General features: G+C 68.4%; 27 protein-coding genes. 15 read left to right on the top strand and 12 right to left on the bottom strand.

The window, feature by feature from the left end; translation table 11 throughout:
* Positions 1-10: 10 nt before the first annotated feature.
* From OG817_RS03605 to OG817_RS03590, 4 genes are all read right to left on the bottom strand, one after another.
* Positions 11-1,591 (bottom strand): ABC-F family ATP-binding cassette domain-containing protein, encoded by a 1,581-nt coding sequence (locus OG817_RS03605; protein ID WP_406052115.1) that lies wholly within the window; start codon positions 1,589-1,591, stop codon positions 11-13.
* Positions 1,592-1,740: 149 nt separating this feature from the next.
* On the bottom strand, positions 1,741-1,950 hold the full coding sequence (locus OG817_RS03600; RefSeq protein ID WP_131516176.1) for a DUF6343 family protein: 210 nt from the start codon (positions 1,948-1,950) through the stop codon (positions 1,741-1,743).
* Between the two features lie 14 nt (positions 1,951-1,964).
* Entirely contained in the window at positions 1,965-2,636 is a 672-nt protein-coding gene (locus tag OG817_RS03595) for a FadR/GntR family transcriptional regulator (protein WP_360444408.1), read from the bottom strand.
* A 25-nt stretch (positions 2,637-2,661) separates the two neighbouring features.
* Positions 2,662-2,922, bottom strand: coding sequence for a RidA family protein (locus OG817_RS03590; RefSeq protein WP_406052113.1), 261 nt, complete (start codon positions 2,920-2,922; stop codon positions 2,662-2,664).
* A 46-nt stretch (positions 2,923-2,968) separates the two neighbouring features.
* On the opposite strand from OG817_RS03590, the gene OG817_RS03585 reads away from it, so the two are divergent.
* From OG817_RS03585 to OG817_RS03570, 4 genes are all read left to right on the top strand, one after another.
* On the top strand, positions 2,969-3,367 hold the full coding sequence (locus OG817_RS03585; RefSeq protein WP_406052111.1) for a DUF3052 domain-containing protein: 399 nt from the start codon (positions 2,969-2,971) through the stop codon (positions 3,365-3,367).
* Positions 3,368-3,793: 426 nt separating this feature from the next.
* Positions 3,794-7,609, top strand: a complete 3,816-nt coding sequence (locus tag OG817_RS03580) for a multifunctional oxoglutarate decarboxylase/oxoglutarate dehydrogenase thiamine pyrophosphate-binding subunit/dihydrolipoyllysine-residue succinyltransferase subunit (protein WP_406052109.1) — start codon at positions 3,794-3,796, stop codon at positions 7,607-7,609.
* A 1-nt stretch (position 7,610) separates the two neighbouring features.
* Positions 7,611-7,787, top strand: coding sequence for a DUF6104 family protein (locus OG817_RS03575; RefSeq protein WP_406052107.1), 177 nt, complete (start codon positions 7,611-7,613; stop codon positions 7,785-7,787).
* A gap of 26 nt (positions 7,788-7,813) precedes the next feature.
* Entirely contained in the window at positions 7,814-8,539 is a 726-nt protein-coding gene (locus OG817_RS03570) for an AAA family ATPase (RefSeq protein ID WP_406052105.1), read from the top strand.
* A 17-nt stretch (positions 8,540-8,556) separates the two neighbouring features.
* On the opposite strand, the gene OG817_RS03565 is transcribed toward OG817_RS03570, so the two are convergent.
* Positions 8,557-8,913, bottom strand: coding sequence for a metalloregulator ArsR/SmtB family transcription factor (locus OG817_RS03565; RefSeq protein WP_360444425.1), 357 nt, complete (start codon positions 8,911-8,913; stop codon positions 8,557-8,559).
* 114 nt (positions 8,914-9,027) lie between these two features.
* Here OG817_RS03565 and OG817_RS03560 point away from each other — a divergent pair, with 114 nt between their 5' ends.
* Entirely contained in the window at positions 9,028-10,263 is a 1,236-nt protein-coding gene (locus tag OG817_RS03560) for a sodium/calcium exchanger protein (protein WP_406052102.1), read from the top strand.
* 325 nt (positions 10,264-10,588) lie between these two features.
* On the opposite strand, the gene OG817_RS03555 is transcribed toward OG817_RS03560, so the two are convergent.
* The 4 genes from OG817_RS03555 to OG817_RS03540 form a co-directional block, all read right to left on the bottom strand.
* Positions 10,589-10,891 (bottom strand): WhiB family transcriptional regulator, encoded by a 303-nt coding sequence (locus tag OG817_RS03555; RefSeq protein ID WP_406052100.1) that lies wholly within the window; start codon positions 10,889-10,891, stop codon positions 10,589-10,591.
* Positions 10,892-11,009: 118 nt separating this feature from the next.
* Complete coding sequence (locus OG817_RS03550) at positions 11,010-11,513, bottom strand: GNAT family N-acetyltransferase (protein WP_406052099.1); 504 nt, start codon at positions 11,511-11,513, stop codon at positions 11,010-11,012.
* A complete protein-coding gene (locus OG817_RS03545; protein WP_406052097.1) occupies positions 11,514-12,482 on the bottom strand; it encodes a zinc-binding dehydrogenase in 969 nt (322 codons plus the stop codon).
* Between the two features lie 22 nt (positions 12,483-12,504).
* Entirely contained in the window at positions 12,505-12,864 is a 360-nt protein-coding gene (locus tag OG817_RS03540) for a MerR family transcriptional regulator (RefSeq protein WP_406057657.1), read from the bottom strand.
* A 109-nt stretch (positions 12,865-12,973) separates the two neighbouring features.
* Here OG817_RS03540 and OG817_RS03535 point away from each other — a divergent pair, with 109 nt between their 5' ends.
* Complete coding sequence (locus OG817_RS03535) at positions 12,974-14,308, top strand: hypothetical protein (RefSeq protein ID WP_406052095.1); 1,335 nt, start codon at positions 12,974-12,976, stop codon at positions 14,306-14,308.
* Between the two features lie 66 nt (positions 14,309-14,374).
* Here OG817_RS03535 and OG817_RS03530 read toward each other — a convergent pair whose 3' ends face one another.
* On the bottom strand, positions 14,375-15,571 hold the full coding sequence (locus OG817_RS03530) for an NADP-dependent malic enzyme (RefSeq protein ID WP_406052093.1): 1,197 nt from the start codon (positions 15,569-15,571) through the stop codon (positions 14,375-14,377).
* A gap of 207 nt (positions 15,572-15,778) precedes the next feature.
* Here OG817_RS03530 and OG817_RS03525 point away from each other — a divergent pair, with 207 nt between their 5' ends.
* The 8 genes from OG817_RS03525 to OG817_RS03490 all read left to right on the top strand — a co-directional run bounded on the left by OG817_RS03525 (position 15,779) and on the right by OG817_RS03490 (position 22,374).
* Complete coding sequence (locus OG817_RS03525) at positions 15,779-16,624, top strand: ABC transporter substrate-binding protein (RefSeq protein WP_406052091.1); 846 nt, start codon at positions 15,779-15,781, stop codon at positions 16,622-16,624.
* Between the two features lie 11 nt (positions 16,625-16,635).
* Positions 16,636-17,457, top strand: coding sequence for an amino acid ABC transporter permease (locus OG817_RS03520; protein WP_406052089.1), 822 nt, complete (start codon positions 16,636-16,638; stop codon positions 17,455-17,457).
* Positions 17,457-18,212, top strand: a complete 756-nt coding sequence (locus tag OG817_RS03515; RefSeq protein ID WP_406052087.1) for an amino acid ABC transporter ATP-binding protein — start codon at positions 17,457-17,459, stop codon at positions 18,210-18,212. Before OG817_RS03520 ends, OG817_RS03515 begins: the two co-directional genes overlap by 1 nt.
* A gap of 172 nt (positions 18,213-18,384) precedes the next feature.
* Positions 18,385-19,290: an ABC transporter substrate-binding protein gene (locus tag OG817_RS03510; RefSeq protein WP_406052085.1), complete on the top strand. Its 906-nt coding sequence runs from the start codon at positions 18,385-18,387 to the stop codon at positions 19,288-19,290.
* A 6-nt stretch (positions 19,291-19,296) separates the two neighbouring features.
* Positions 19,297-20,259, top strand: a complete 963-nt coding sequence (locus tag OG817_RS03505) for an amino acid ABC transporter permease (RefSeq protein ID WP_360444459.1) — start codon at positions 19,297-19,299, stop codon at positions 20,257-20,259.
* Positions 20,259-21,077 (top strand): amino acid ABC transporter ATP-binding protein, encoded by an 819-nt coding sequence (locus OG817_RS03500; protein ID WP_406052083.1) that lies wholly within the window; start codon positions 20,259-20,261, stop codon positions 21,075-21,077. Before OG817_RS03505 ends, OG817_RS03500 begins: the two co-directional genes overlap by 1 nt.
* Positions 21,074-21,592: an ATP-binding protein gene (locus tag OG817_RS03495; protein WP_406052081.1), complete on the top strand. Its 519-nt coding sequence runs from the start codon at positions 21,074-21,076 to the stop codon at positions 21,590-21,592. The genes OG817_RS03500 and OG817_RS03495 overlap by 4 nt, the downstream gene beginning before the upstream one ends.
* Positions 21,589-22,374 carry an RNA polymerase sigma factor SigF gene (locus OG817_RS03490; RefSeq protein WP_406052080.1) on the top strand — a complete coding sequence of 262 codons (786 nt, stop codon included), beginning with the start codon at positions 21,589-21,591 and terminating at the stop codon, positions 22,372-22,374. The genes OG817_RS03495 and OG817_RS03490 overlap by 4 nt, the downstream gene beginning before the upstream one ends.
* A 7-nt stretch (positions 22,375-22,381) precedes the next feature.
* On the opposite strand, the gene OG817_RS03485 is transcribed toward OG817_RS03490, so the two are convergent.
* Positions 22,382-22,660, bottom strand: coding sequence for a hypothetical protein (locus OG817_RS03485; protein ID WP_396396585.1), 279 nt, complete (start codon positions 22,658-22,660; stop codon positions 22,382-22,384).
* 572 nt (positions 22,661-23,232) lie between these two features.
* On the opposite strand from OG817_RS03485, the gene OG817_RS03480 reads away from it, so the two are divergent.
* Complete coding sequence (locus OG817_RS03480) at positions 23,233-23,484, top strand: WhiB family transcriptional regulator (protein WP_012922773.1); 252 nt, start codon at positions 23,233-23,235, stop codon at positions 23,482-23,484.
* 53 nt (positions 23,485-23,537) lie between these two features.
* On the opposite strand, the gene OG817_RS03475 is transcribed toward OG817_RS03480, so the two are convergent.
* Positions 23,538-25,016, bottom strand: coding sequence for a sensor histidine kinase (locus OG817_RS03475; RefSeq protein ID WP_406052079.1), 1,479 nt, complete (start codon positions 25,014-25,016; stop codon positions 23,538-23,540).
* Between the last annotated feature and the right edge of the window lie 30 nt (positions 25,017-25,046).

The raw sequence follows: 25,046 nt of genomic DNA, 5'->3' as shown, positions 1-25,046 counted from the left end.
TATGGATCCACTAGAGGGGGTCGATGTCGGTCAGGGTCTCCGGGGTGAGCTCGAGCCAGCGGGTGATGCCGATCTCGCGCAGGAACGGCACATCGTGGCTCGCGATGATCAGCGCACCGCTGTACGACGAGAGCGCGCCCTTGAGCTGGGCAACGCTGGCCAGATCGAGGTTGTTGGTCGGCTCGTCGAGCATCAGCAACTGCGGCGGAGGCTCGGCCAGCAGCAGTGCGGCCAGCGTCGCCCGGAAGCGTTCACCACCGGACAACGTGCTGACCAGCTGATCGGCAGCCCGGCCACGGAAGAGGAAGCGCGCCAGCCGCGACCGGCGTTCCTGGTTCTCCGTGCTCGATGCCAGCAGCGCCAGGTTGTCCACGATCGACAGGTCGTCGCGGAGCAGGTCGAGCCGCTGCGGCAGGTACCGGAACGGGACGACCGGCAACGAATCACTCGTGATCGACTGCAGCAGCGTCGTCTTGCCCGCGCCGTTCGGCCCGGTCAGCGCGATCCGCTCCGGCCCGCGGATCTCCAGGTCCACGGTCGCGCCGGTGCGGAGCTTGTGCTCCTCCAGCCGGAGCACGACCCGCCCAGCCGGTACGGCGGTCTTCGGCAGGTCGACGCGGATCGCCTCGTCCTCGTGGACCTTCGCCTCCGCCTCGGCCACCGCCTCCTGCGCCGACTCGAGCCGCTCGGACTGCATCCCGAGATGCTTGCCCGCCGACACCTGGGCCGACCGCTTGAGCCCACCGGCGATGATCTTCGGGATGCCGCCCTGCTCGAACGCCCGCTGGCCCCGCGCCCGGCGCTGGTCCATCTTCATCCGCGCCTCGACCAGATCGCGCTTCTGCTTGCGGGCGTCGGCCTCGGCCGTCCGGAGCGTCCGCTCCGCGGCGTCCTGCTCGACCGCCACCGCCTCCTCGTACGCTGTCAGGTTGCCGCCGTACCAGGTGATGTCGCCCTTGCGCAGGTCACCGATCTGGTCGACCCGGTCGAGCAGTTCGCGGTCGTGGCTGACGATCAGCAACGCACCACGGAACTGGTCGACGGCGTCGTACAGGTGCCGGCGAGCACGCAGGTCGAGGTTGTTGGTCGGCTCGTCGAGCAGCAGTACGTCGGGACGCCGCAGCAACTCAGCGGCCACGCCGAGCAGGATCGTCTCGCCGCCGGACAGCTCACCGACACTGCGGTCGAGGTCGATCGCGCCCAGGCCGAGCTTGCCCAGCAACGCCTCGGCGCGTTCGTCGACGTCCCACTCGTCACCGATGATCGCGAAGTTCTCCTCCGAGGCGTCCCCGGACTCGATCGCGGTGACGGCGCGGCGGATCGCGTCGATGCCGAGCGCCTGGTCGACCCGCAGACCGGTGTCGAGGGTCAGGTCCTGAGGCAGGTACCCGAGCTCGCCGGCCACCCGGATCGTGCCGCGCTGCGGCGTCAGCCGGCCCGCGATCAGGCGCAGCAGCGTCGACTTGCCGGCGCCGTTGCGGCCGACCAGGCCGGACCGCACGGGTCCGGCGACGAAGTTGAGCCCGTCGAACAGGACGTCGCCGTCCGGCCAGGCGAAGAAGAGGTCCGTACAGGTCAGGGAATTACTCATATGCGTGTACTCCGAACGAGGTCTTGGACGAGACCGCGCACCAGAACGGGCGGCGATCACCGGCTGCAGAAAAGACCTCGGAGTTACAACGCGACCCCTGACGTCGGGAATGGGACGTCCACCAGAGTAGCGGGCCGTGCTTCACCGCTTCAACCATTTTCCCGGCGCTTGCGCCAGGCAACGATCACCAGGTCGACCAGGGCGACGACCGCCAGGACCACGCAGGTGATCACCCAGCCGGCCGGTACGTCGTACGCCGCGAACAGGATCGCGGACGTGACGAACAGCGCCACGCCGAAGCACGACAGCACCAGCCGTAGCGTCAGCGCACTGCGGGGTGGCGGCGGTTCGAACGCCATACCACCGGACTACCTCAGGGCGCCTTGCGGAGCCAGGTCTCGACGCCGGCGATGTGGGCGGTCATCCAGGCGCGGGCGGCCTCGGCGTCACCGGCCTCGATCGCGTCCAGGATCGCGGCGTGCTCGGACAGCGTCCGCTCGACCGCGCCGGCCTGGGTGACGCCGCGCCAGATCCGCGCCCGCTGGGTCGCTCCGGAGATGCCGTCGAGCAGCGAGCAGACGACCATGTTCCCGGTCGCCTCGGCGATGCAGCGATGGAACCTGAGGTCGTTGGCGACCAGTTCCTCCACCTCCGCGTCGGGCGTGAGGTCGCTGCACAGCAGCCGCAGCTCGGTCACCTGTTCCCTGCTGATCCGGACCGCGGCCAGCGCGGCGACCCCTGGCTCGAGCAGCCGCCGTACCTCGAAGAACTGCAGCACGGAGTCGTCCCGGTGCAGGTCGACCATGAAGTTCAGCGCGTCCAGCAGGTGCGACGAGTCCAGGCTGGTGACGTAGGTGCCGTCACCGTGCCGGACGTCGAGGACGTTGACCAGTGTCAACGCCTTCACCGCTTCGCGCAGCGAGTTCCGCGACAGGCCCAGCCTCGCCGCGAGGTCCGCCTCCTTCGGCAGCCGATCCCCCGGACCCAGTTCCCCCGAGGTGATCATCCCTTTGATCTTGACGATCGCCTCGTCCGTCAACGCCATCTGGTCAGTATGCCGCCCGCACCGATCAACGACGTACCGCGACAGCGTCCACTTCGAAGCTCATCTCCGGCAGGGCGAGTGAGGCGACGCCGAGCAGGGTCTGGACCGGCGGCCGCTCCGGCCAGTACTTCGCGATCACCCGACCGAGCGCAGCGAGTTTGTCCATCGAGTGGTCGACGATGTACGTCCGCAGCTGGAAGACGTTCTCGTAGTCGAGCCCGGCGGACCGCTGTAGCCGAACCCGACCGGATCGTGGAGGCCGACGGGATTGCTGATCATCGCGCACCTCTTCTTGTTCTGGATGTTTGATATCCAGAACATAGCATCCGGCTATGAGCACGACACCTGGGTATTCGGGTAAGCCGCTGGTCGCCAAGCTCGGGATCAAGGCCGAGCACGCCGTGCTCCTGGACAACGCTCCGGACGGGTTCGTGATCGAGGGCGTGCCGGCGACGCGGCGGTTGGGGCGTGGGCCGTACGACGTGGTGTTCGCGTTCTGCCCGGACCGGGCCCGGCTGGCGAAGCGGCTGCCGGTGTTGCTGGCGAAGACGACGACCGCGGGGATGATCTGGATCGCGTGGCCGAAGCGGTCGTCCGGCGTACCGACCGACCTGGACGAGAACGGCATTCGCGAACTGGCGCTGCCGCTCGGCGTCGTGGACGTCAAGGTCTGTGCGGTCGACGCCACCTGGTCCGGCCTCAAGCTGGTTCGGCGGCTCAGCAACCGCTGAAGACCAGTCGTGTCGAAGTGGACTGATCCGGAGCGTGACGTTGGCCACATTCCTGCACAGTCCTGATCATCACCCGGGGCGAGTGCGCAACTGCATACAGTGGCCAGTTAGGCTGGAACCGTACACCGTGGGTCACCGTCAGAGTCGCCGGAAACCCTCCACTGCAAGGCGTCCCGGACACGGTTTGTCCGGACGGCGGAGCACCGGTCGATCACCGTCGGCCCGGTGAGCTGAAACACCTGTCAGCACAGTGTTTCAGGCCTCGAGCGATCCAGCCGCCAAAGCCCGACCACCCGACACACTGGTCCGGTGGTCCCAGGCTGTGGAAGAGGGTCGCGTGCTATTAGCCTTGCCCTGGGGAACCACCCATAACATCAGCATTAACCACCGCGGTACCGGACCCGATCGGAAGAGGCGAACTGCCAAGTGGCCACCGAGCCATCAGACACAAATCCCCTAGCAGCCTTCGGTGCGAACGAATGGCTGGTCGACGAGCTGTACGAGAAGTACCTGCAGGACCCGAATTCGGTGGATCCGGCGTGGCTCGCCTATTTCAAGAGTGACAGCTTCAAGGCATCCCAGCCTGGTGACGCGCAGCCGGTGACGAGCACCCCGGCCGACGCTCCCCGGCCCGACGCCGTATCTGACAACAAGACTCCCGAGGCACCGAGCCGCGGCACTGTGCCGTCTGCGCCGGCTTCGAGCGCACCTGCCGCGGCCGCAGCCGCCACGCAGACCCCGGCCACGCAGGCCGCCGTACCGCAGAGCCAGCCAGCAGCGAAGCAAGCGCCGGCCACGAAAGCCGCCGCCCCGACCGGAGGCACGGTGAACCAGCCGCCCACCGCCCAGCCCAAGGCCACTCCCGCCACCACCGCGGACACCGAGCGCCAGATCATGCGCGGCGCGCCCGCGCGGACGGCGCAGAACATGGAGACCAGCCTCCAGGTCCCGACCGCGACCAGCGTCCGGCAGGTCCCGGTCAAGCTGCTGATCGACAACCGCATCGTCATCAACAACCACCTCAAGCGGGCCCGCGGCGGCAAGGTCTCCTTCACCCACCTGATCGGCTGGGCGCTGGTGAAGGCGCTGAAGACGCTGCCGGAGATGAACGCGTCGTACGACGAGACCGACGGCAAGCCGACCCACGTCCAGCCGCAGCACATCAACCTCGGCCTGGCCATCGACATGCAGAAGCCGGACGGCACCCGGCAGCTGCTGGTGCCGTCGATCAAGGCCGCCGAGACGATGACGTTCGCCGAGTTCTGGATGGCCTACGAGGACGTCGTACGGCGGGCCCGGGACAACAAGCTCGCGCTGCCCGACTTCCAGGGCACCACGATCAGCCTGACCAACCCCGGCACCATCGGCACCCAGCACTCGGTGCCGCGGCTGATGGCCGGCCAGGGCTGCATCGTCGGCGTCGGCGCGATGGAGTACCCGCCGGAGTACCAGGGCGCGGCCGACGAGACGATGGCCAAGCTCGCGGTCAGCAAGGTGATGACGCTGACCTCGACGTACGACCACCGGATCATCCAGGGCGCCCAGTCGGGCGAGTTCCTGCGCCGGCTGCACCAGCTGCTGCTCGGCGGCGAGGGCTTCTTCGACGAGATCTTCCAGTCGCTGCGGATCCCGTACGAGCCGATCCGCTGGGCCGCCGACCTCCCGCACAGCCACGAGGAGGACGTCTCCAAGCAGGCGCGCATCCTCGAGATGATCCACGCCTACCGGGTGCGCGGCCACATCATGGCCGACACCGACCCGCTGGAGTACAAGCAGCGCAGCCACCCGGACCTGGACGTGGCCACCCACGGCCTGACCCTGTGGGACCTGGACCGCGAGTTCGCCACCGGCTCGTTCGGGGCGGCCAGCGAGCGCAAGTTCATGAAGCTGCGCGAGATCCTCGGCATCCTGCGCGACTCGTACTGCCGGACCACCGGTATCGAGTACATGCACATCCAGGACCCCGAGCAGCGCAAGTGGATCCAGGAGCGGGTCGAGCGGCCGCACACCAAGGTGCCGCGCGAGGAGCAGTTGCGGATCCTGGCCAAGCTGAACGAGGCCGAGGCGTTCGAGACCTTCCTGCAGACCAAGTACGTCGGCCAGAAGCGGTTCTCGCTGGAAGGCGGCGAGACCACCATCCCGCTGCTCGACGAGCTCTGCGAGGAGGCGGCCGGGGCCGGCCTGGACGAGGTCGTCATCGGGATGGCGCACCGCGGCCGGCTGAACGTGCTGGCCAACATCGTCGGCAAGTCGTACGGCCAGATCTTCCGCGAGTTCGACGGCAACATCGACCCGCGGACAGTGCAGGGCTCCGGTGACGTCAAGTACCACCTGGGCGCCGAGGGCGAGTTCGTCTCCGAGTTCGGCGACAAGATCAAGGTGTCGGTGGCGGCGAACCCGTCCCACCTGGAGACGGTCGACCCGGTGCTCGAGGGCATCGTCCGGGCCAAGCAGGACATCCTGGACCGCGGCGTCGCGTTCCCGGTGCTGCCGGTGCTGGTCCACGGTGACGCGGCCTTCGCCGGCCAGGGCGTGGTGGCGGAGACGCTGAACCTGTCCCAGCTGCGCGGCTACCGCACCGGCGGCACGATCCACGTGATCGTGAACAACCAGGTCGGCTTCACCACCTCGCCGGCCTCGTCCCGCTCGTCGATGTACTCCACCGACGTGGCCCGGATGGTGCAGGCGCCGATCTTCCATGTCAACGGCGACGACCCCGAGGCCTGTGTCCGGGTCGCCGACCTGGCCTTCGAGTACCGCCAGGCGTTCAACAAGGACGTCGTCATCGACCTGGTCTGCTACCGCCGCCGCGGTCACAACGAGGGCGACGACCCGAGCTTCACCCAGCCGCTGATGTACGACCTGATCGAGCAGAAGCGGTCGGTCCGCAAGCTCTACACCGAGGCCCTGATCGGCCGTGGCGACATCACGGTCGAAGAGGCCGAGCAGGCGATGCGCGACTTCCAGCAGCGGCTGGAGCGGGTCTTCGCCGAGGTCCGCGAGGCCAAGAGCCAGCCGGACACCCCAGCGCCGTACGTGACGGTGCCGGTCTACCCGGACAAGCCGGAGGGCCCGGACGCGACCGCGACCACGCCCGAGGTGCTGAAGAAGATCGCCGACGCGCACACCACGCTGCCGGAGGGCTTCACCGTGCACCCGAAGGTGCTGCCCCAGCTGCAGCGCCGGGCGACCGCGATCACCCAGGGCCCGATCGACTGGGCCAGCGCGGAGATCACCGCGTTCGGTTCGCTGCTGCTGGCCGGGCGCCCGGTGCGGCTCGCCGGTCAGGACAGCCGCCGGGGCACGTTCGTGCAGCGGTTCGCCGCCATCATCGACCGGGTCAACGGCCAGGACTACGTCCCGCTGCAGAACCTGGACGAGAGCCAGGCGAACTTCCACGTCTACGACTCTCTGCTGAGCGAGTACGCCGCCCTCGGCTTCGAGTACGGGTACTCCGTGGCCCGGCCGGACGCGCTGACCGTGTGGGAGGCGCAGTTCGGTGACTTCGTGAACGGCGCCCAGTCGATCATCGACGAGTACATCTCCGCCGGTGAGGCGAAGTGGGGCCAGAAGTCGGGTGTCGTGCTACTGCTGCCGCACGGGTACGAAGGCCAGGGCCCGGACCACTCGTCGGCCCGGGTCGAGCGCTTCCTCCAGCTGTGTGCGGAGAACGCGATGACGGTCGCTCAGCCGTCGACGCCGGCGTCGTACTTCCACCTGCTCCGCCGGCACACGCTCGGCGAGGAGCACAACCCGATGATCGTCTTCACGCCGAAGCAGTTGCTGCGGCGCAAGGAGGCGGTGTCGCAGCCGGAGGAGCTCACCCACGGCACCTTCCGGCCGATCATCAGCGACGCCGAGGCGGAGGCCACCGCGGGTACGGTCGACCGGATCGTGCTCGCGTCCGGGCGGATCGTCTACGACCTGCTGACCGAGCGGAAGAAGGCGGAGCCGGACAAGATCAGCACCGCGGTCATCCGGGTCGAGCAGCTCTACCCGCTGCCGAGCGACGAGATCGTCGCGGAGCTGGCGAAGTACCCGAACGCGACCGAGATCCGCTGGGTCCAGGACGAGCCCGCGAACCAGGGCCCGTGGCCGTTCATGGCGCTGAACCTGACCGAGCACCTGGGCGGCAAGCCGTTCTACCGGGTGTCCCGGCCGGCCATGTCGGCGACCTCGGTGGGCTCGATGGGTGCGCACCAGGCCGAGCAGTCCACGCTGCTGAAGCAGGCCTTCAGCTGACGTGTACTTCACCGACCGAGGGATCGAGGAACTCGAGGGCCGGCGTGGCGAGGAAGACGTCACGCTGGCCTGGGTGGCCGACCGGCTGCGCGAGTTCGTCGACCTGAACCCCGAGTTCGAGACCCCGATCGAGCGGTTCGCCACCTGGCTGGCCCGCCTCGACGACGAGGACGACTGAGCCTCACGCTGTTCTAGAGTGAGCGAGTGCCCTTCGCTGAGCAGCCTGTACGCCGGGTGGCCGCGGCGGAGGGCGTTCGTCCGTCCGGGCCTTGGCCGCACACGATTCCCGCAGTACGGCAACTGCTGACCGACGGGCTCGACCTCGATCCCGGTGTCACCTTCCTCGTCGGCGAGAACGGCACCGGCAAGTCCACTCTGGTCGAGGCGATCGCGGTGGCTTACGGCCTGTCCCCCGAGGGCGGCTCCACCGGAGCCCGGCTGACCACGCGGGCGACCGAGTCACCACTGGCGGACGAACTCCTGTTGACCCGGGGTGTCGGCGGCAAGCGGGCCGGCTTCTTCCTGCGGGCCGAGACCATGCACGGGTTCTACACCTACCTCGAGGACAACCCTCGCCCCTCAGGCCCGGCGGACGTGGCCTTCCACGAGATGAGCCACGGCGAGAGCTTCCTGACCCTGATCAACGACCGCTTCACCCGGCGCGGGTTCTACTGCCTGGACGAACCCGAGTCGGCTCTCTCGTTCTCCAGCAGCCTCGCCGTGGTCGGCGTACTCAACCGGCTGGCCGAGTCGGGCTCGCAGGTGCTCTGTGCGACCCACTCCCCAGTGATCGCCGCTTTGCCAGGGGCAACGATCCTGGAGACCGGCGACTGGGGCATCCGGAAGACGGTCTGGGAAGACCTCGAGCTCGTGCAGAACTGGCGTGCCTACCTGCGTCACCCCGAGCAGTACTTGCGGCACGTGCTTTAGTCCACGCGCGGCGGCCGCTAGTCCGCGTGTGGCGGGCGGGTCCGTAGGGGTGGGTCGGGAGCCAGGGTGCCGTCCGGAGCGATGTGCTCGAAGATCTGGTCGACCAGGTTCAGGACGTGCGGGTCGTCGACGGTGTAGATGTGCCGGCGGCCTTCGCGGCGGGCGGTGATGATGCCGGCCAGCCGGAGCTTGCCGAGGTGCTGGCTGGCGGTGGCGATACTCACGCCCACCCGCTCGGCCAGTGTGCCGACGTCGTACTCGCCCTGAGCCGCCAATGAGACCAGATGCAGCCGCACCGGGGCGGACAGCATCGCGAAGGTGCCGGCGGCGGAGTCCAGCTGGGCCTTCGTGGGTTCGGGAAACGGTGTCGTCATCGCGCAGTCATTGTGACCGCTGAAGGGGCTGTGCGGCAGTCCGCCGGGCCGGGGTGAGGACGGTCTCACACTTTCGCAATTGCGAAAGTATCAAAACGGTGGCAGGCTGGAACCATGTACCGAGCCCTCCGCCCTGTGCTCCTGCTGCTCGTGGTGGCGACCCCCGCGGTCGCCCTCCGGCTCACCGGCGCACACCCCTCGGCCCTGCCGTCGATCTTCATCTTCGGCCTCGCCGTCGTCGCCGCCTCGTTCGTACTCGCCTGGGCGGCCGAGGCCGCGGAGGTGGACATCTCGAGCGGTCTGGCGATCGCCCTGCTGGCGGTCATCGCGGTGCTCCCGGAGTACGCCGTGGACCTGTACTTCGCCCACACGGCGGGCAGCAACCCGGACTATGTGCAGTTCGCCGCCGCCAACATGACCGGCTCGAACCGGTTGCTCCTCGGCCTCGGCTGGTCCAGCGTCGTCCTCCTCAGCCTGTACGTCGCCTCGCGGCGCAGCCGGCGGTCGGTCAAGGCACTCGTGCTCGAGGCCGGGTACCGCCGCGAGCTCGGCTTCCTGGCCATCGCCGGTCTGGTCGCCTTCGTCATCCCGGTGACCGGCGAGATCCATCTGGTCCTGGGCATCCTGTTGCTCGCGCTCTTCGCCTACTACCTGTACCGCGCCGCGATGTCGGAGCACGACGACGAGCCGGACCTGATCGGGCCGGCGGCGACGATCGGCGGGCTGCCGACGGTGCAGCGGCGGATCGCGGTGATCGGGATGTTCCTGGTCTCGGCCGGGGTGATCCTGGCCTCCGCGGAGCCGTTCGCGGACTCGCTGGTCGAGGGTGGCCACGCACTCGGGATCGATCAGTTCCTGCTGGTCCAGTGGCTGGCTCCGCTGGCCTCGGAGGCGCCGGAGTTCATCGTCGCGCTGCTCTTCGCCTGGCGCGGCAAGGGCGCGGCCGCGCTGGGCCTGCTGATCTCGGCCAAGGTGAACCAGTGGACGCTGCTGATCGGCAGCCTCCCGATCGCCTACGGCATCGGCGGTGGACCGATGGCACTGCACCTGGACGGACGGCAGATCGAGGAGTTCCTGCTCACCGCGACGCAGACGCTGCTGGGGATCGCCGTACTGCTGAGCCTGCGCTTCCCCCGCTGGGCGGCCTGGACGCTGCTGGGTCTGTTCGCGATCCAGTTCGCCGTACCGGGTCAGACCGGGCGGTATGTGATCAGCGGGATCTACCTGGTGCTCGCGATCGTGGCAGCCGTGCGCAACCGGCAGTACCTCATCGCAACGTTGACCTCGCCGTTCCGGAAGACGGACAAGCCCGCCGACGCCGAGCGCGCCGACGAGCTCGTCGAGGTCTGATCCGTCCCCCTCTCGTGGGTCAGCCCACGAGACCGCGGGTTGGCCCACCGCGTGCGACTCGCCAACCCCCACTCTGATAGGTCAACCCACCAGACCGGGAAGCGAGGCGGGTGAGCGGGGGGTCAGCCCACGAGACCGCGGGTTGGCCCACCGCGTGCGACTCGCCAACCCGCACTCTGGTGGGTCAACCCACCAGACCGGGAAGCGAGGCGGGTGAGCGGGGGGTCAGCCCACGAGACCGCGGGTTGGCCCACCGCGTGCGACTCGCCAACCCGCACTCTGGTGGGTGGACCCACCAGACGGGGAGGGAGGCGGGTGGGCGGGGTCAGCTGGCTTGCTGTTCTTCGGCCTCGACCAGGGTGCCTCGGCGGCGTTCCTGGGGGCCGGGCTTGCCGCGGCGGCGGCCGGAGAGGAACTTCTCGCCGGCCGCGGTGCCGGTGAACTTGGTCCGGCGGGCCCATTCACGGCATTCGTCGATCACCGGGCACGAGTTCAGGCACACGGCCTGGGCCCGGCGCTGCTCCCAGTGCGTGGCGGACTCGTCGTACGCCGGCGCCTGGCCGACGCACGCGGCCCGGGTCATCCAGCGGTCGGCGGGGTCGGCGATCACCGTCAAGGTCGGCCTCATGGGCCCTCCTGGTCCCTCATCGATCGGGCGGATCGACCCGCGGGGGTTTCCCGCGGTAGGACCAGAGTGCGCCCGCCTCATTGCCCCATTGCGACGCGCATGTTTCAGCCGTGCAACGTCAGCGCCGGACCATCCGGATCTCCCAGAGGCCGAAGAACGGATCGTGCTTGCGGGCGCCGTCCTCGACGAAGTCGTTGCGCTGGTAGAACGATCGGGCCCGCTGGTTGTCCTCGAACACCCACAGGCTCGCCGGATCCTTGCCAATGGCAAGCTCCAGCAGCCGGGCACCGAGCCCGGTCCCCCACCACTTCTGGCGGGTGTAGATGGCCTGCAGCTCGAGCGGAGTCGGGGCGTCGTCGTCCCGGTTGGGCCCACCCGACGCGAAACCGACCACGCGGTCCTCGACTCCGGCCGCGGGGTCCGGATTCAGCGCGAGCCAGCGCACCCATCCGTTCTTGGCGGCGGTCGTCCAGCGCTCGATCCGGCGGTCGACGTCGCTGGTCCGTTCGAGTAACTGGTCGGCCGGGACCAGGTCGGCGTACGCCTCCCGCCAGCAGAGCAAGTGGCACCAGGCCGCGGCCTCGGAGTCCTCGACGGTGGCGCGGCGGATGAGAGGTTGCACCTAGACAGTGAAGACGATCTTGCCGAAGACGTCACCTTCATTGAGTTTGGTGAAGCCCTTGCGGGCGTCGGCCAGCGGCAGGATCGAGTCGATGTGCGGCGAGATGCCGGCGTTCGCCATGAACTGGAGCAGCTCGGCGAGCTCGGTCCGGGTGCCCATCGTCGAACCCTGGACCCTGAGCTGCAGGAAGAAGATCCGGTTCAGCTCGGCCGACTTCGGCGCCTGGCCGCTGGTCGCACCGGAGATGACCATCGTGCCGCCCTGCTTGAGCGACTTCAGCGAGTGCGACCAGGTCGCCTGCCCGACCGTCTCCATCACCGCGTCCACCCGCTCCGGCAGCCGCGCACCGGACTCGAACGCGCCGTGCGCGCCGATCTCGAGCGCCTTCACCCGCTTCCCCTCGTCCCGGCTGGTCGCCCAGACCCGGATCCCCGCCGCCCGCGCCAGCGTGATCAGCGCGGTCGCGACACCACCGCCGGCACCCTGCACCAGCACGGTGTCACCCGGCTTCAGACCCGACTGGGTGAACAGCATCCGATACGCCGTCAGCCACGCGGTCGGCAGGCACGCCGCCTGCTCGAAGCTCAACCCGGCCGGCTTCGGTACGACGTTGCGAGCCGGTACGGCGACCTTCTCCGCGAGCGTTCCCTGGTAGCGCTCACTGAGCAGCGACCGCTTCGGGTCGAGCGTCTCGTCACCCTTCCATGCCGGATCGGAGATCACCGCGTGCACGACGACCTCGTTGCCGTCGGGGTCGACTCCGGCCGCGTCGCAGCCGAGGATCATCGGGAGGTTCTGCTCGGCCAGTCCGACGCCCTTGAGCGACCACAGATCGTGGTGGTTGAGCGCGGTCGCCCGGACGTCGATCGTCACCCAGCCCTCGGGCACCGTCGGGTCGGGGCACTCCCCCACCTCCAGAGCGGCGATCGGGTCGTCGGCGTCGAACTTGGCGGCGTAGGCAGCAAGCATGCGTACCACCCTAGCCAGTGGTTCAGTCGGAGTCAGTTACCGAATTCACCATCGGAGTGGAGAGCACGCCGTCGAGCAGGCGACGGGATTCCTCGAGTGCGGTGATCGAGGCGGTGATCCGGTCGCGCTCCTGGTGCAGCTGGTCGATGAGCACCTCACACCTCGGCTCCAGCTTCGCCGTGACACACGGCAACACCTGCGAGATCGTCGCCGTCGACAACCCGGCCGCCAGCAAGGTCCGGATCCTGGCCACCACGTCGACGTCGCTCTCGGCGTACTCGCGATACCCGCTCGCCAGCCGCTGCGGCCTCAGCAGCCCTTGGTCCTCGTAGTACCGGAGCAACCGCTCACTCACCCCGGTCCGCGCCACCATTTCGCCCATCCGCACCCCGTCGCCACCTCCACGACTCGACCCTCACATGCGTGTCGGAGTTTAACCTGCCTCCGGATCGGCAATAAGGGCCATGACCGTAATCCCCTGAGGAGACCCGATGCTACGCGCACTGGTGGTCGCGGGTGTGACCGCCGCCTTGCTGACCGGACAGACCACGGCCGCCCCGGCCGCGCCGACCGCACAGGTCACCGGCGCCTACCTTCAGATCACTGCCGACGGCGTCGCCACCGACCCAGGTTTGGAGGGCGCGTCGCATGCGCACGCCGCACTGGCGGCGATGTACGACGTCACCGGAGACCCGCGGCAGCGCCAGACCGCCGATGAACTGCTCGACTACATCCTGGCGCGAAAGCCGGGCCAGATGAGTACGGACCTCGCCCTGCAGTTCCTGCGAAGCCCTTACCTCCAGAGCGCTCCACGGCTGCGCGCCAACCTGGAGACGTTCGTGACCGCGCTCCTCGACCTGTACGCCACGCAGCCCGACAAGGTGCTGCGTACCGGCGACATCCGCACACTGACGGGACGTGCTGAGCTGCTGATCGACTACGCCGAGTACCTTCAGCACCTGAGCGGAGACCCGTCCCGGATCCGGTCCGCCGACACCGCGGCCCGAGCGATGCTGGACCGAGTCGCCGCGCTGCAGTACACCCGTGAAGAGGCCGTCTCGTCGTTCCACAACGACCGGTACGTCGGCGCCTTCCCGCACTTCGTCGCCGGTGACGACGGCAACATGGGCACGTGGGATGTCGAGCACTGGGCGCCGTCGATGCTGTCACTGGACCAGTACGCCGCGGTCCGCGCACTCGCCACCGGCTACGGCCGGTTCCACACTGCCACCTACAACGACGCCGCCGCGTCTGGGACCCGTCACCTGCTCGGCACGACCCAGATCGATCCGAGCCTGATCTACGCCGGCGCTCCCGCGGGCTTCCCGTTGGACGGAGCGACGTACGTGATCGGCGAGGAGACCGGCGAGCAGCCTTACCTGATCACCTACGGCTGGTCTCCGAACGCGATCGCCCAGCTGGGTACGGCGTTGAAGGCGGTCCGGGACAACCGGGTCAAGGTGCCGGACTCGGCCGCCTGGCTGGCGTCGTACTGGCGTGGCACTCCTCCGCGTAGCGTGCTCGCACCGGGACAGTTCTGGCACGGGCTGGACGCGAAGATCGAGTACACGCACCGGTTTATCGAGGCCACCCAGCTCGCGGTCCCCGCCGACTTCCCCTGGCTCGGCCTGGACCGCACCACGTTCCCCGGCACGGGTGACGACGACGTCCGCCGAGGCGGCTGGTACGACGGCTCCGGCCGCGGCACCATGTCCGCGGTCTACTCCCGACTGGCGATGACCGGCTATATCCAGTCCGGCGGCCACGACATCCCCATGCTCAACCGAGCCGCCCAGTGGTGGGACCGCATGGTCGTCCGCAGCTGATAGCGGGTATGTCACCGCTGGCCGGAAACTATCCCGCCAGCGGTGACACAGCCCGACAGCGACCAGTCAGGCGCGAGCGACTCCGTCGGATTCGGCGGCTGCTGCTACTGCGGCGGCGACGGCTGGGGCGACGCGGGGGTCGAAGGGCGACGGGATGATGTAGTCGGGGCGCAGGTCGTCGGTCGCGATGAGGTTCGCCAGTGCTTCGGCGGCGGCGAGCTTCATGCCCTCGGTGATGCGGGACGCGTTCGCGTCGAAGGCACCGCGGAAGATGCCGGGGAACGCGAGCACGTTGTTGATCTGGTTCGGGAAGTCCGAGCGGCCGGTCGCGACCACGGCGGCGTGCCGGTGCGCGATGTCCGGGTGCACCTCGGGGTTCGGGTTCGCCAGCGCGAAGATCATCGACCCTGGTGCCATCCGGGCGATCGCTTCCTCGGGCACGGTCCCGCCGGAGACGCCGAGGAACACGTCGGCACCGTCGAGCGCGTCCACCAGGCGGCCGGAAAGCCCACCGGTGTTGGTGTCCCGGGCCAGCGACAGCTTCACCGGGTTCAGGTCGGCGCGATCCTCGTGCAGAACACCCTTGCTGTCGACGACGGCCAGGTCGCCAACCCCCGCCTGCAAAAGGATTCGCGCACACGCGACCCCGGCCGCCCCCGCACCGGAGATCACCACGCGGACGTCACTGATCGACTTGTCCGTGACCCGGAGCGCGTTCCGCAGCGCGGCCAGTACGACGACCGCCGTACCGTGCTGGTCGTCGTGGAAGACCGGGATGTCCAGGCGCTCCTTCAGCCGGCGCTCGATCTCGAAGCACCGCGGCGCGGAGATGTCCTCCAGGTTGATGCCGCCGAACGTCGGAGCCAGCCGGACCACCGTCTCGACGAACTCGTCCACGTCGGTGCAGTCGAGCGCGATCGGCACCGAGTCGACGCCGCCGAACTCCTTGAACAGCAGGGCTTTGCCCTCCATCACCGGCAGCGAGGCGGCCGGGCCGATGTCGCCGAGCCCGAGTACGGCGGTGCCGTCGGTGACGACCGCGACCACGTTGGACTTCCAGGTGTAGCGCCGTACCAGCGCGGGATTTTCGGCGATCGCGGTGCAGACGCGGGCGACGCCCGGCGTGTAGGCCTTGGACAGGTCCGCGGCGTCACGGACGTGCACGGACGAGGTGACCTCGATCTTGCCACCGCGATGCAGTTCGAAGACGGCATCACCGGCGTACGGGTCGGGAACCTCTGGTGAGAATGGCTGGGCGACCATCAGAGCCCTTTCGCAAAACGTGGGTGGAATGTGTTCGACAACAGGGGATCGCCCGTGCGCACGAGTAAACCACACGGCCTACTGGTCTGCTGTGAGGGGTCCCACATCCGGTGACGATCCAGTCTCGCTCCGAGACGAACGCCGGGCGTCGGACTGCCTGTTGTGTCAGGATGCGGTTTCCCCCCACCATGTCGAGGAGAATTCGCGATGAACATCGTCTCCACCCTCCGCAGGAGCCGCCTGACAGCCGCCGCCACCACGGTCGCCGTCCTCGCGCTCGCGCTCGCCGCCTGTGGCAGCGACGACTCGGGCGCCGGTGGATCCGAGGACAAGGCGAAGGCGGCCGGCATCACGCTGGTCAAGCCGGGCAAGTTCACTGTCTGCACACACCTGCCGTACAAGCCCTTCCAGTACAAGGACGGCAACAAGGTCGTCGGCTTCGACGTCGACCTGCTCGACCTGGTCGCGCAGGACCTCGGCCTGGAGCAGGAGGTGGTGAACATCGAGTGGGCGCAGGTCACGTCGGGCGCCGCGTTCAAGGCGAAGAAGTGCGACATGGGCATGGGCGCGATGACGATCACGCCGGAGCGGCAGGCCGCGATCAGCATCACCGACCCGTACATGGACGCCACCCAGGTACTGATGGCCAAGAAGGACTCCGGCATCAAGGGCCTGGAGGACCTGCGCGGCAAGAACCTCGGCTCCCAGGCCGACACCACCGGCCACAAGTACGCCGACGAGAACAAGGACAAGTACGGCTACAAGGTGATCCCGTTCCCCGACTCGGCGCTGCAGGAGAACAACGTGAAGTCCGGCCGGGTCGCCGCCGCCATCAACGACAACGGCCTGCTGTACGACTTCATCAAGGACAATCCGGACATGGCCGTGGTGGCCGAGTTCGACACCGGTGAGCACTACGGCTTCGCCGCCCTCAAGGACGGCAGCGGGCCGAAACTGGTGGAGAAGTTCAACGGCCTGCTGACCACCGCGAAGTCGGACGGCAAGTACAACGAGATCTACAAGAAGTGGTTCGGGGTCGAGCCGAAGAAGTGAGCCGACAGGAAATGAGCTCCGCCACCGAAACCGTTCAGCGGAACGGGTTGAGCCCGCGGCAACGGGCTCGCCGCTCCCGCGGGATCCAGTACGCCGTCCTCGTCGTTCTCCTCCTGGTCGCTGCGTTCAGCGCGGACTGGGGCCAGATCGTCAGCGTGTTCTTCAAGCCGCAGTTCATCAAGGAGGCCTTCCAGAACGGGCTTCTCACCGCGCTGGTCAAGACGCTGGAGTACACGGCCGGCGCGTTCGTGATCGGTCTGGTCGGCGGCACCGTACTGGCGCTGATGAGGCTGAGCCAGGTCGGGCCGTACCGGTGGATCGCGACCGCGTACATCGAGTTCTTCCGGGGCCTGCCCGCGATCGTGGTGTTCATCGCGTTCAGCCTGCTGCCGCTGGCGTTCGAGGGCATGACGATTCCCTGGGACCCGTACGGCGTGGTCTGGCTGGCGCTCGGGATCGTCGCGTCGGCGTACATGGCCGAGGTGATCCGGGCCGGCATCCAGGCGGTGCCGAAGGGACAGGTCGAGGCGGCCCGCTCGCTCGGTATGCCGGCCGGGCTGGCGACCCGCAAGATCGTGCTCCCCCAGGCGTTCCGGATCGTGCTGCCGCCGTTGACCAACGACCTCATCCTGCTGGTCAAGGACTCGTCGCTGGTGTTCATGATCGGTGTCGCCGCGGACGGGTACGAGCTGACCGGCTTCGGCCGCGACCTGGCCAACACCGAGGCCAACCTGACGCCGCTCGTCACGGCCGGCTTCTGCTACCTGCTGATCACGCTGCCGCTGGGCCTGCTGGTCCGCCGTCTCGAGGCCAGGACGGAGAGGACGCGCTGATGGCACCGGTGGTCGAGATCAGGGACCTGCACAAGTCGTTCGGCAGCAACCATGTCCTGCGCGGCATCGACTTCACCGTCGAGCAGGGCGAGGTCGTCTGCGTGATCGGCCCGTCCGGTTCGGGCAAGTCGACGCTTCTGCGCTGTGTGAACCTGCTGGAGAAGCCCCAGCAGGGACAGGTGTTCGTGCGTGGTGAGGACATCACCGACCCGGACTGTCACCTGGATGCCGCGCGGCAGCAGATCGGCATGGTGTTCCAGCAGTTCAACCTGTTCCCGCACCTGTCCGCGCTGGCCAACTGCACGATCGCCCAGCGGACGGTGCTGAAACGCGGCCCGGTCGAGGCGGACCGGGTTGCCCGGGCCAACCTGGAGCGGGTCGGCCTGAGCGACAAGATCGACGCTTTCCCGGCGCAACTGTCCGGCGGTCAGCAGCAGCGGGTGGCGATCGCCCGGGCGCTGTCGATGGATCCGGCGCTGATGCTGTTCGACGAGCCGACGTCGGCGCTCGACCCCGAACTCGTCGGCGACGTACTCACCGTGATGCGCAAGCTCGCGCTCGAGGGGATGACCATGCTCGTGGTCACCCACGAGATGGCCTTCGCCCGCGAGGTGGCGGACCGGGTCGCGTTCATGGACGGCGGCGTCATCGTCGAGCAGGGTCCGCCGGCAGACGTCATCGGCGCCCCGACGCAAGAGCGCACCCGGACGTTCCTGCGCCGGGTGCTCGACCCGACCCACGTCGAGCCGACCTGACCGAATTGTCACGCTGCGTGCCCGGGAGGTCGACGGGCCGCAGCGCGACAGCGGGCCAGGACTACGAATAGGTCTCCATTAGGCCCCCATCGGTGCGCCCCGGCTATCGGCCTGTGTCAAGATGCGGACACATGGCGCCGGGCCCGTCCGGCACCCAGCTTTGGAGGACTAGATGTCTGTCCTGCGTAGGACGCTCGTGTTGTCCGGCGTCCTGGTTCTCGCGGCCGCCGGATGTGGTTCTGACTCGCTCGACAACAACGGCGCCGGCAGCGCGCCGAGCAGCGCCCCGTCGAGCGCGCCGTCCAGTGGTGGACCCGACCTGAGCGGTTCACTGCCGGCCAAGATCAAGTCCGCCGGCAAGATCGTGGTCGGCGTGGACGCCAGCTACCCGCCGAACGAGTCCCTGCAGGGCGGCAAGACCGTCGTCGGGATGGACGTCGACCTGTTCAACGCGGTGGCGCAGAAGTTCGGCGTCACGGTCGAGTGGCAGCCGGCCAGCTTCGACACCATCATCACCGGTGTCCAGGGCGGCAAGTACGACGTCGGCGTCTCGTCGTTCACGATCAACGACAAGCGCAAGCAGCAGGTCAACATGGTCAGCTACTTCAACGCCGGTACCCTGTGGGCGACCGCGAAGGGCAACCCGAAGGGCGTCAACGCCGACGACGCCTGCGGCAAGAGCATCGCGGTCCAGAAGGGTACGACGCAGGAGCAGGACGACCTGCCGAAGCGGCAGGCCAAGTGCAAGGCCGAGGGCAAGCCGGCGATCAAGACGCTGCCCCGGGACAAGCAGGACCAGTCGACCGCGGACCTGGTGTCCGGCAAGGCCGACGCGATGCTGGCCGACTCCCCGGTCGTGCTGTACGCGATCAAGCAGACCAACGGCAAACTCGAGCAGCTCGGCGACATCTACGACGCGGCGCCGTACGGCTACGTGGTTCCGAAGGCGCAGACCGAGTTCGCGGCCGCGATCGTCCAGGCACTGAAGGCGCTGCAGACCGAGGGCACCTACAAGAGCACGCTGGCCAAGTGGAACAACGACTCGGGTGCGATCAGCGACTTCGCCGTCAACCCGTGAGCCGCGATGACAACCGATAGCGAAACGCGTTCCACCGAGTCGGCCGCCGACCGGCCCGGTGCGATCGATGCCGTACCGGTCCGGCATCCGGGCCGGTGGGTCGCGATCGCCATCATCGCCGTACTGGCGGCGATGCTGTTGCACCTGCTGCTCACCAACAAGGCGTTCGAGTGGCGGTTCGTCTTCGAGGCGATGAACCAGTCGCAGGTGATCAGCGGCTTCGTGAAGGGCACGCTGCTGGTCACCGTGCTGTCGATGATCGTCGGTGTGGCCGGCGGCGTGCTGCTGGCCGTGATGCGGCTGTCCGACAACCCGATCCTGGCCGGCGTGGCCTGGGTCTTCACCTGGTTCTTCCGCAGCATCCCGCGCTACATCCTGCTGTTCACGATGGGCACGCTGGGCATCTTGTTCCAGGAGGGTGTCGCGTTCGGGGTGCCGTTCGACTGGAAGATCATCGAGTGGCTCGGGATGTCGGGTGACTGGCGGCTGTTCACGCTGGACGCCAACCAGATCTTCACCGGCCTGGTCGCCGGTGTGATCGGCCTCGGCCTGTCCGAGGCGGCGTACATGGCCGAGATCGCCCGGGCCGGCATCCTCAGCGTCGATCCGGGCCAGGCCGAGGCCGCCCAGGCGCTCGGGATGAGCAACGGCAAGGCGATGCGCCGGGTGGTCCTGCCGCAGGCGATGCGGGTGATCGTGCCGCCGACCGGCAACGAGACGATCGCGATGCTCAAGGACACTTCACTGCTGGTCGCGGTGCCGGTGATCGGCGAGCTGTTCTACCAGCTGCAGTCGATCGGGAGCACGTACTACAAGACGTTCCCGATCGCCGTCGCCGCGGCGCTGTACTACCTGGCCGTGACGAGTCTGCTGATGATCGGCCAGTACTTCCTCGAGCGGCACTTCGGTCGCGGCTTCGGGAACCGGGCACCCCGGGCCGCCCGCCCGGCCGGCGCGGGAGGTGCGTGATGACGGCAGCCGCTGAGGCCGAGTCGGCGCAGATTCCGGCCGAGCCGCTGGTGCACGCGGTCAACGTGACCAAGTCGTTCCACCACAACGAGGTGCTCAAGGGCATCGACCTGGACGTGAACCGCGGTCAGGTGGTCTGCCTGCTCGGTCCGTCGGGGTCCGGCAAGACCACGTTCCTGCGCTGTATCAACCAGCTGGAGACGATCGACGGCGGCCGGATCTGGGTGGACGGCGACCTGATGGGGTACGACGACCGCGGCGGGCGGCTGTACCGCCTGAAGAACAAGCAGATCGCGGCCCAGCGCCGCGAGATCGGGATGGTCTTCCAGCGGTTCAACCTGTTCCCGCACAAGACCGCGATGGAGAACGTGACCGAGGCGCCGACGCAGGTCAAGGGCGAGCGCAAGAAGGAGGCGCGGGCCCGGGCCCAGGACCTGCTCGACCGCGTCGGCCTCGGCGACCGCGGTGCGGCGTACCCCGCGCAGCTGTCGGGCGGTCAGCAGCAGCGGGTGGCGATCGCCCGGGCGCTGGCGATGCAGCCCAAGCTGATGCTGTTCGACGAGCCGACGTCGGCGCTGGACCCGGAGCTGGTCGGCGAGGTGCTCGCGGTGATGCGGGAACTGGCCGACGAGGGGATGACGATGATCGTGGTCACCCACGAGATGTCGTTCGCCCGCGACGTGGCCGACACCGTCGTGTTCATGGACGCCGGCGTGGTGGTCGAGTCCGGTCCTCCGCGCGACGTGCTCGGCAACCCGCAACACCAGCGCACCAAGGCGTTCCTGACCCGACTGCGCTCGGAGCACGAGCACCCGTGATTCCCACCGGTCCGGCCGGCCCGTGCGAACGGGCCGGCCTGTTCGCCGTGCATCAACCGCTGCGAGCGTGGAAGATGTACGGCATGGTGAGCCGAGCGGCCGCCGGACACGAGGGAGGCAGTGTGAGCAGCACCGGACGATCCGCCGAGGTCCGACTGAGTATCCCGGCGGACAGTGCCTACATCGCCGTCCCGCGGTCGGTGGTCGGCAACCTGGCGGCTCGCAACGACTTCACCGTGGACGCGATCGACGACCTGCGGATCGCCGTCGACGAGGCGTGCGCCCTGCTGCTGCCGCAGGCCTCCGACGGCGTACTGGACTGCGTCTTCGAGATCGACCCGCCGCAGCTCACCGTCCGGACCAGCGCCGTCGTACCGAACGGCTGGCGGCCGGACACGTCGTCGTTCGGCTGGACCGTGCTGACAGCGCTGGTCGAGTCCGCGGCGGCCGAGACCATCGACGGCCGGCTCACCATCACCGTGACGGCAACCGCCACCGCCGCGGAGAAGGCGTGACCGACGACCGCTCACTGGGCGAGCCCCAGGAACCTACAGACCTGCGCACCCGGACAGCCGAGCTGTTCCGGGTGATGGCCGCGGGCGATCCCGGCCGCACCCTGGCCCGGGACGGCCTGGTCGCGCTGCACATGCCGCTGGTGGAACACCTGGCCCGCCGCTTCCGCAACCGCGGCGAGCCGTACGACGACCTGGTCCAGGTGGCCACGATCGGCCTGATCAAAGCAATCGACCGCTTCGACTCCGATCGAGGCGTGGAGTTCTCGACGTACGCGACGCCGACGATCCTGGGCGAGATCAAGCGGTACTTCCGGGACAAGGGCTGGGCGATCCGGGTGCCGCGGCGGCTGCAGGAGTTGCGGCTGTCGCTGACCGCCGCGACGGCCGAGCTGACCCAGGAGCTGGGCCGCGCGCCGACGGTCGCCGAGCTGTCCGAGCGACTCGGGTTGTCGCCGGACCTGGTGATCGAGGGGCTGGAGTCCGCGAACGCGTACAACACCTTGTCCCTGGACGCTCCCGACCAGAACGAGGCCGACGCCACCACGGTGCTGGACGGGCTCGGCGGCGAGGACGAGGCGCTCGAGAGCGTGGAGTACCGGGAGTCGCTGAAACCGCTGCTGGCCCAGCTGGACACCCGGGAGAAGCGGATCCTGACGCTGCGGTTCTTCCGCGGGATGACGCAGTCCCAGATCGCCGAGGAGATCGGCATCTCCCAGATGCACGTCTCCCGCCTGCTGGCCCGCACCCTGACCGAGCTCCGGACAGGCCTGCTGAGGGAGTAGAGGGCGTCTACAGGACCGGACGGTCCTTGGTCGGGTCGTCGGCCAGCGCCAGGGTCGACGCCTTCTGGAACAGTCCGATCAGTACGCCGACAGCCGCGAGCGCCAGCGCGACCGAGACGGCCTTCGTCGACCCACCCCAGAAGCTGTACGCGACCAGCAGCTGGATCAGCTGGGCGAACACGGCCGGCCCTCGGCTCCAGGTCGAGGCCCGCCACAATCCACGGGCCACCAGGCCGAGGCCGGCGCCGTACGCGATGAAGAAGACCGCGGTGGTCAGTCCGACCACCAGCCGGGATCCATGGATCGTAAATGCTTCGGCAATTCCCAGAACGATGAGCACAAGCCCTTCCGCAGCGACCACAGCCGCGGCTAGCTTGAGCGGTCTCGGTACGGCGGCAGCTGGGGAGTCGGTCGGCACTTCGCCAGCTTAATGCCCCATGCCGAGGTGTACTTCGGGCGCAAGGGACGCACACCTGCTCTTTCCGCGAGCCCGATCGGGTCGCGGAACCCCCAGCCCCACAAGGGCTTCGAGGTTGTGCGTAACCAATGAGCGGTTGGATCGGTTACTTGCAGTGAACGGGTGATTGCGGATGATCTTCTCCGTCCGGCTACCGGACGGGGCGAACCATCGCGCACCGGTTCGTAGTGTTAAGGAAGTGTTGTGATCTGATCGACAACTCCAGAACCCTTGTTTCACTCAGCTGACATTGGGAACATGGTCTCGTTCGTGAAAACGTTCACAACACGCACCTCGCACCCGAACCCCCCGTGCGAGAAGCATCACGAGTACAGCACTGCTGATCGGGCACAGACCTACCCGACAGCGTACGACCACTACTGAGAGAGATGGGATCCGCCATGGATTGGCGCCACCGGGCCGTTTGCCTCGATGAGGACCCGGAACTGTTCTTCCCCATCGGCAACACCGGGCCCGCGATCATGCAGATCGAGGAGGCCAAGCAGGTGTGCCGTCGCTGCGACGTGCGTGAACAGTGCCTCGCCTGGGCGCTGGAAGCCGGCCAGGATCACGGTGTCTGGGGCGGTCTGAGCGAGGACGAGCGCCGCGCTCTCAAGCGCCGCAACGCCCGCGCCCGCATCCGCACCGCCTGAAGCCCCAGAACGCCAGGCCCCGCGGGATCCGCGGGGCCTTTCGATGTCCCCAGCTACTCCTTGACCGGGATGTCCAGGGTGACCTGGGTTCCGGGCTCGCCGTCGTGACGCGGGCCGAACTCGAGCGTTCCGTTCAGCTCGCCGATGACGAGGGTGCGGACGATCGACAGCCCGAGGTTCCCGGACAGCTCCGAGTCGAAGTTCGCCGGCAAGCCTTGTCCGTCGTCCACCACGGTCACGTGCAGTCGGCCGACGGATCGCTCGGCGCCCAGCTCGACCGTCCCGCTGGCCTCGCCGCCGTCGCGCGTACCGAACGCGTGCTCGACCGAGTTCTGCATCAGTTCCGTCAGCACCATCGCCAGTGGGGTCGCGATCTCGGAGTCCAGTACCCCGAAGTTCCCCGATCGCCGCGTCTCCACGGTCGTCTCGACGGTCGACACATCGGCCACCATCGCGGCGACCCGGTCGGCCACGTCGTCGAAGTCCACGTGCTCGTCGAACGACTCCGAGAGCGTCTCGTGCACGATGGCGATCGACCCGACCCGCCGGACCGCCTCGGCCAGCGCGGCCTGGCCTTCCGGCACGCTGATCCGCCGGCCCTGCATCCGGAGTAACGCGGCGACGGTCTGCAAGTTGTTCTTGACGCGATGATGAATCTCCCGGATGGTCGCCTCCTTGGTGACCAGCTCCCGCTCCCGGCTGCGCAGCTCCGTCACGTCGCGGAGCAGGATCAGCGCGCCCACGTGCTGCCCGTCGGCCCGCAGCGGGATCGCCCGGAGGAACAGCGTGGCGTCGGAGTTCTCGATCTCGATCTCCTTGGCCGCCCGCCCGGTCAGCACCGACGCGAGCACGTCGTCGACCTTGTGCCCGCTGTGCAGCAGTTCGCCGGTGACCTCCTTCAGGCGGCTCCCGACCAGGTCCGTCACGAGTCCCATCCGGCGGTACGCCGACAACGCGTTGGGGCTGGCGAACGTCACCATTCCGTGCCGATCGACCCGGATGCAGCCGTCCCCGACCCGTGGCGTGGTGGACAGCAGCCGCTCCCCGCCGTACGGGAAGATGCCGTCGTTGATCATCCGGGCCAGGTCGGTGGCGCTCTGCAGGTAGGCGATCTCGAGCCGGGACGGGGTGCGGACGCCGAGCAGGTTGGTGTTCCGGGCGATCACCGCGATCACCTTCGTACCCCGGCGGACCGGGATCGTCTCGACCCGGACCGGGACGTCGTCGCGCCACTCCGGGTCGCCCTCGCGGCAGATCCGGCCGCCGTCGTAGGCCTGGTCGAGCAGGTGCCGGCGGCCGCGCGGGATGAAGCTGCCGACGATGTCGTCCATGTACGCCGTCGGCCCGGTGGTGGGCCGCATCTGCGCCCCGGCCCAGAAGCCGAGGCCCTCGGTGTCGGGCAGCCAGAGCACCAGGTCGGCGAACGAGAGGTCGGCCAGCATCTGCCAGTCCGAGACGAGCAGTTGCAGGCGGTCCAGGTCGGCCTGGTCCAGGGTCGTGTGGTTCCGCGCCACATCGCTCAGAGACGGCACGCCCCGATGCTACCGATGGCCTATACCAGC

Source organism: Kribbella sp. NBC_00889 (genome assembly GCF_045207705.1).
Lineage (GTDB): Bacteria > Actinomycetota > Actinomycetes > Propionibacteriales > Kribbellaceae > Kribbella.
The sequence above is the reverse complement of the archived record's forward strand: the minus strand, read 5'-3'. Positions and strand labels throughout refer to the sequence as shown.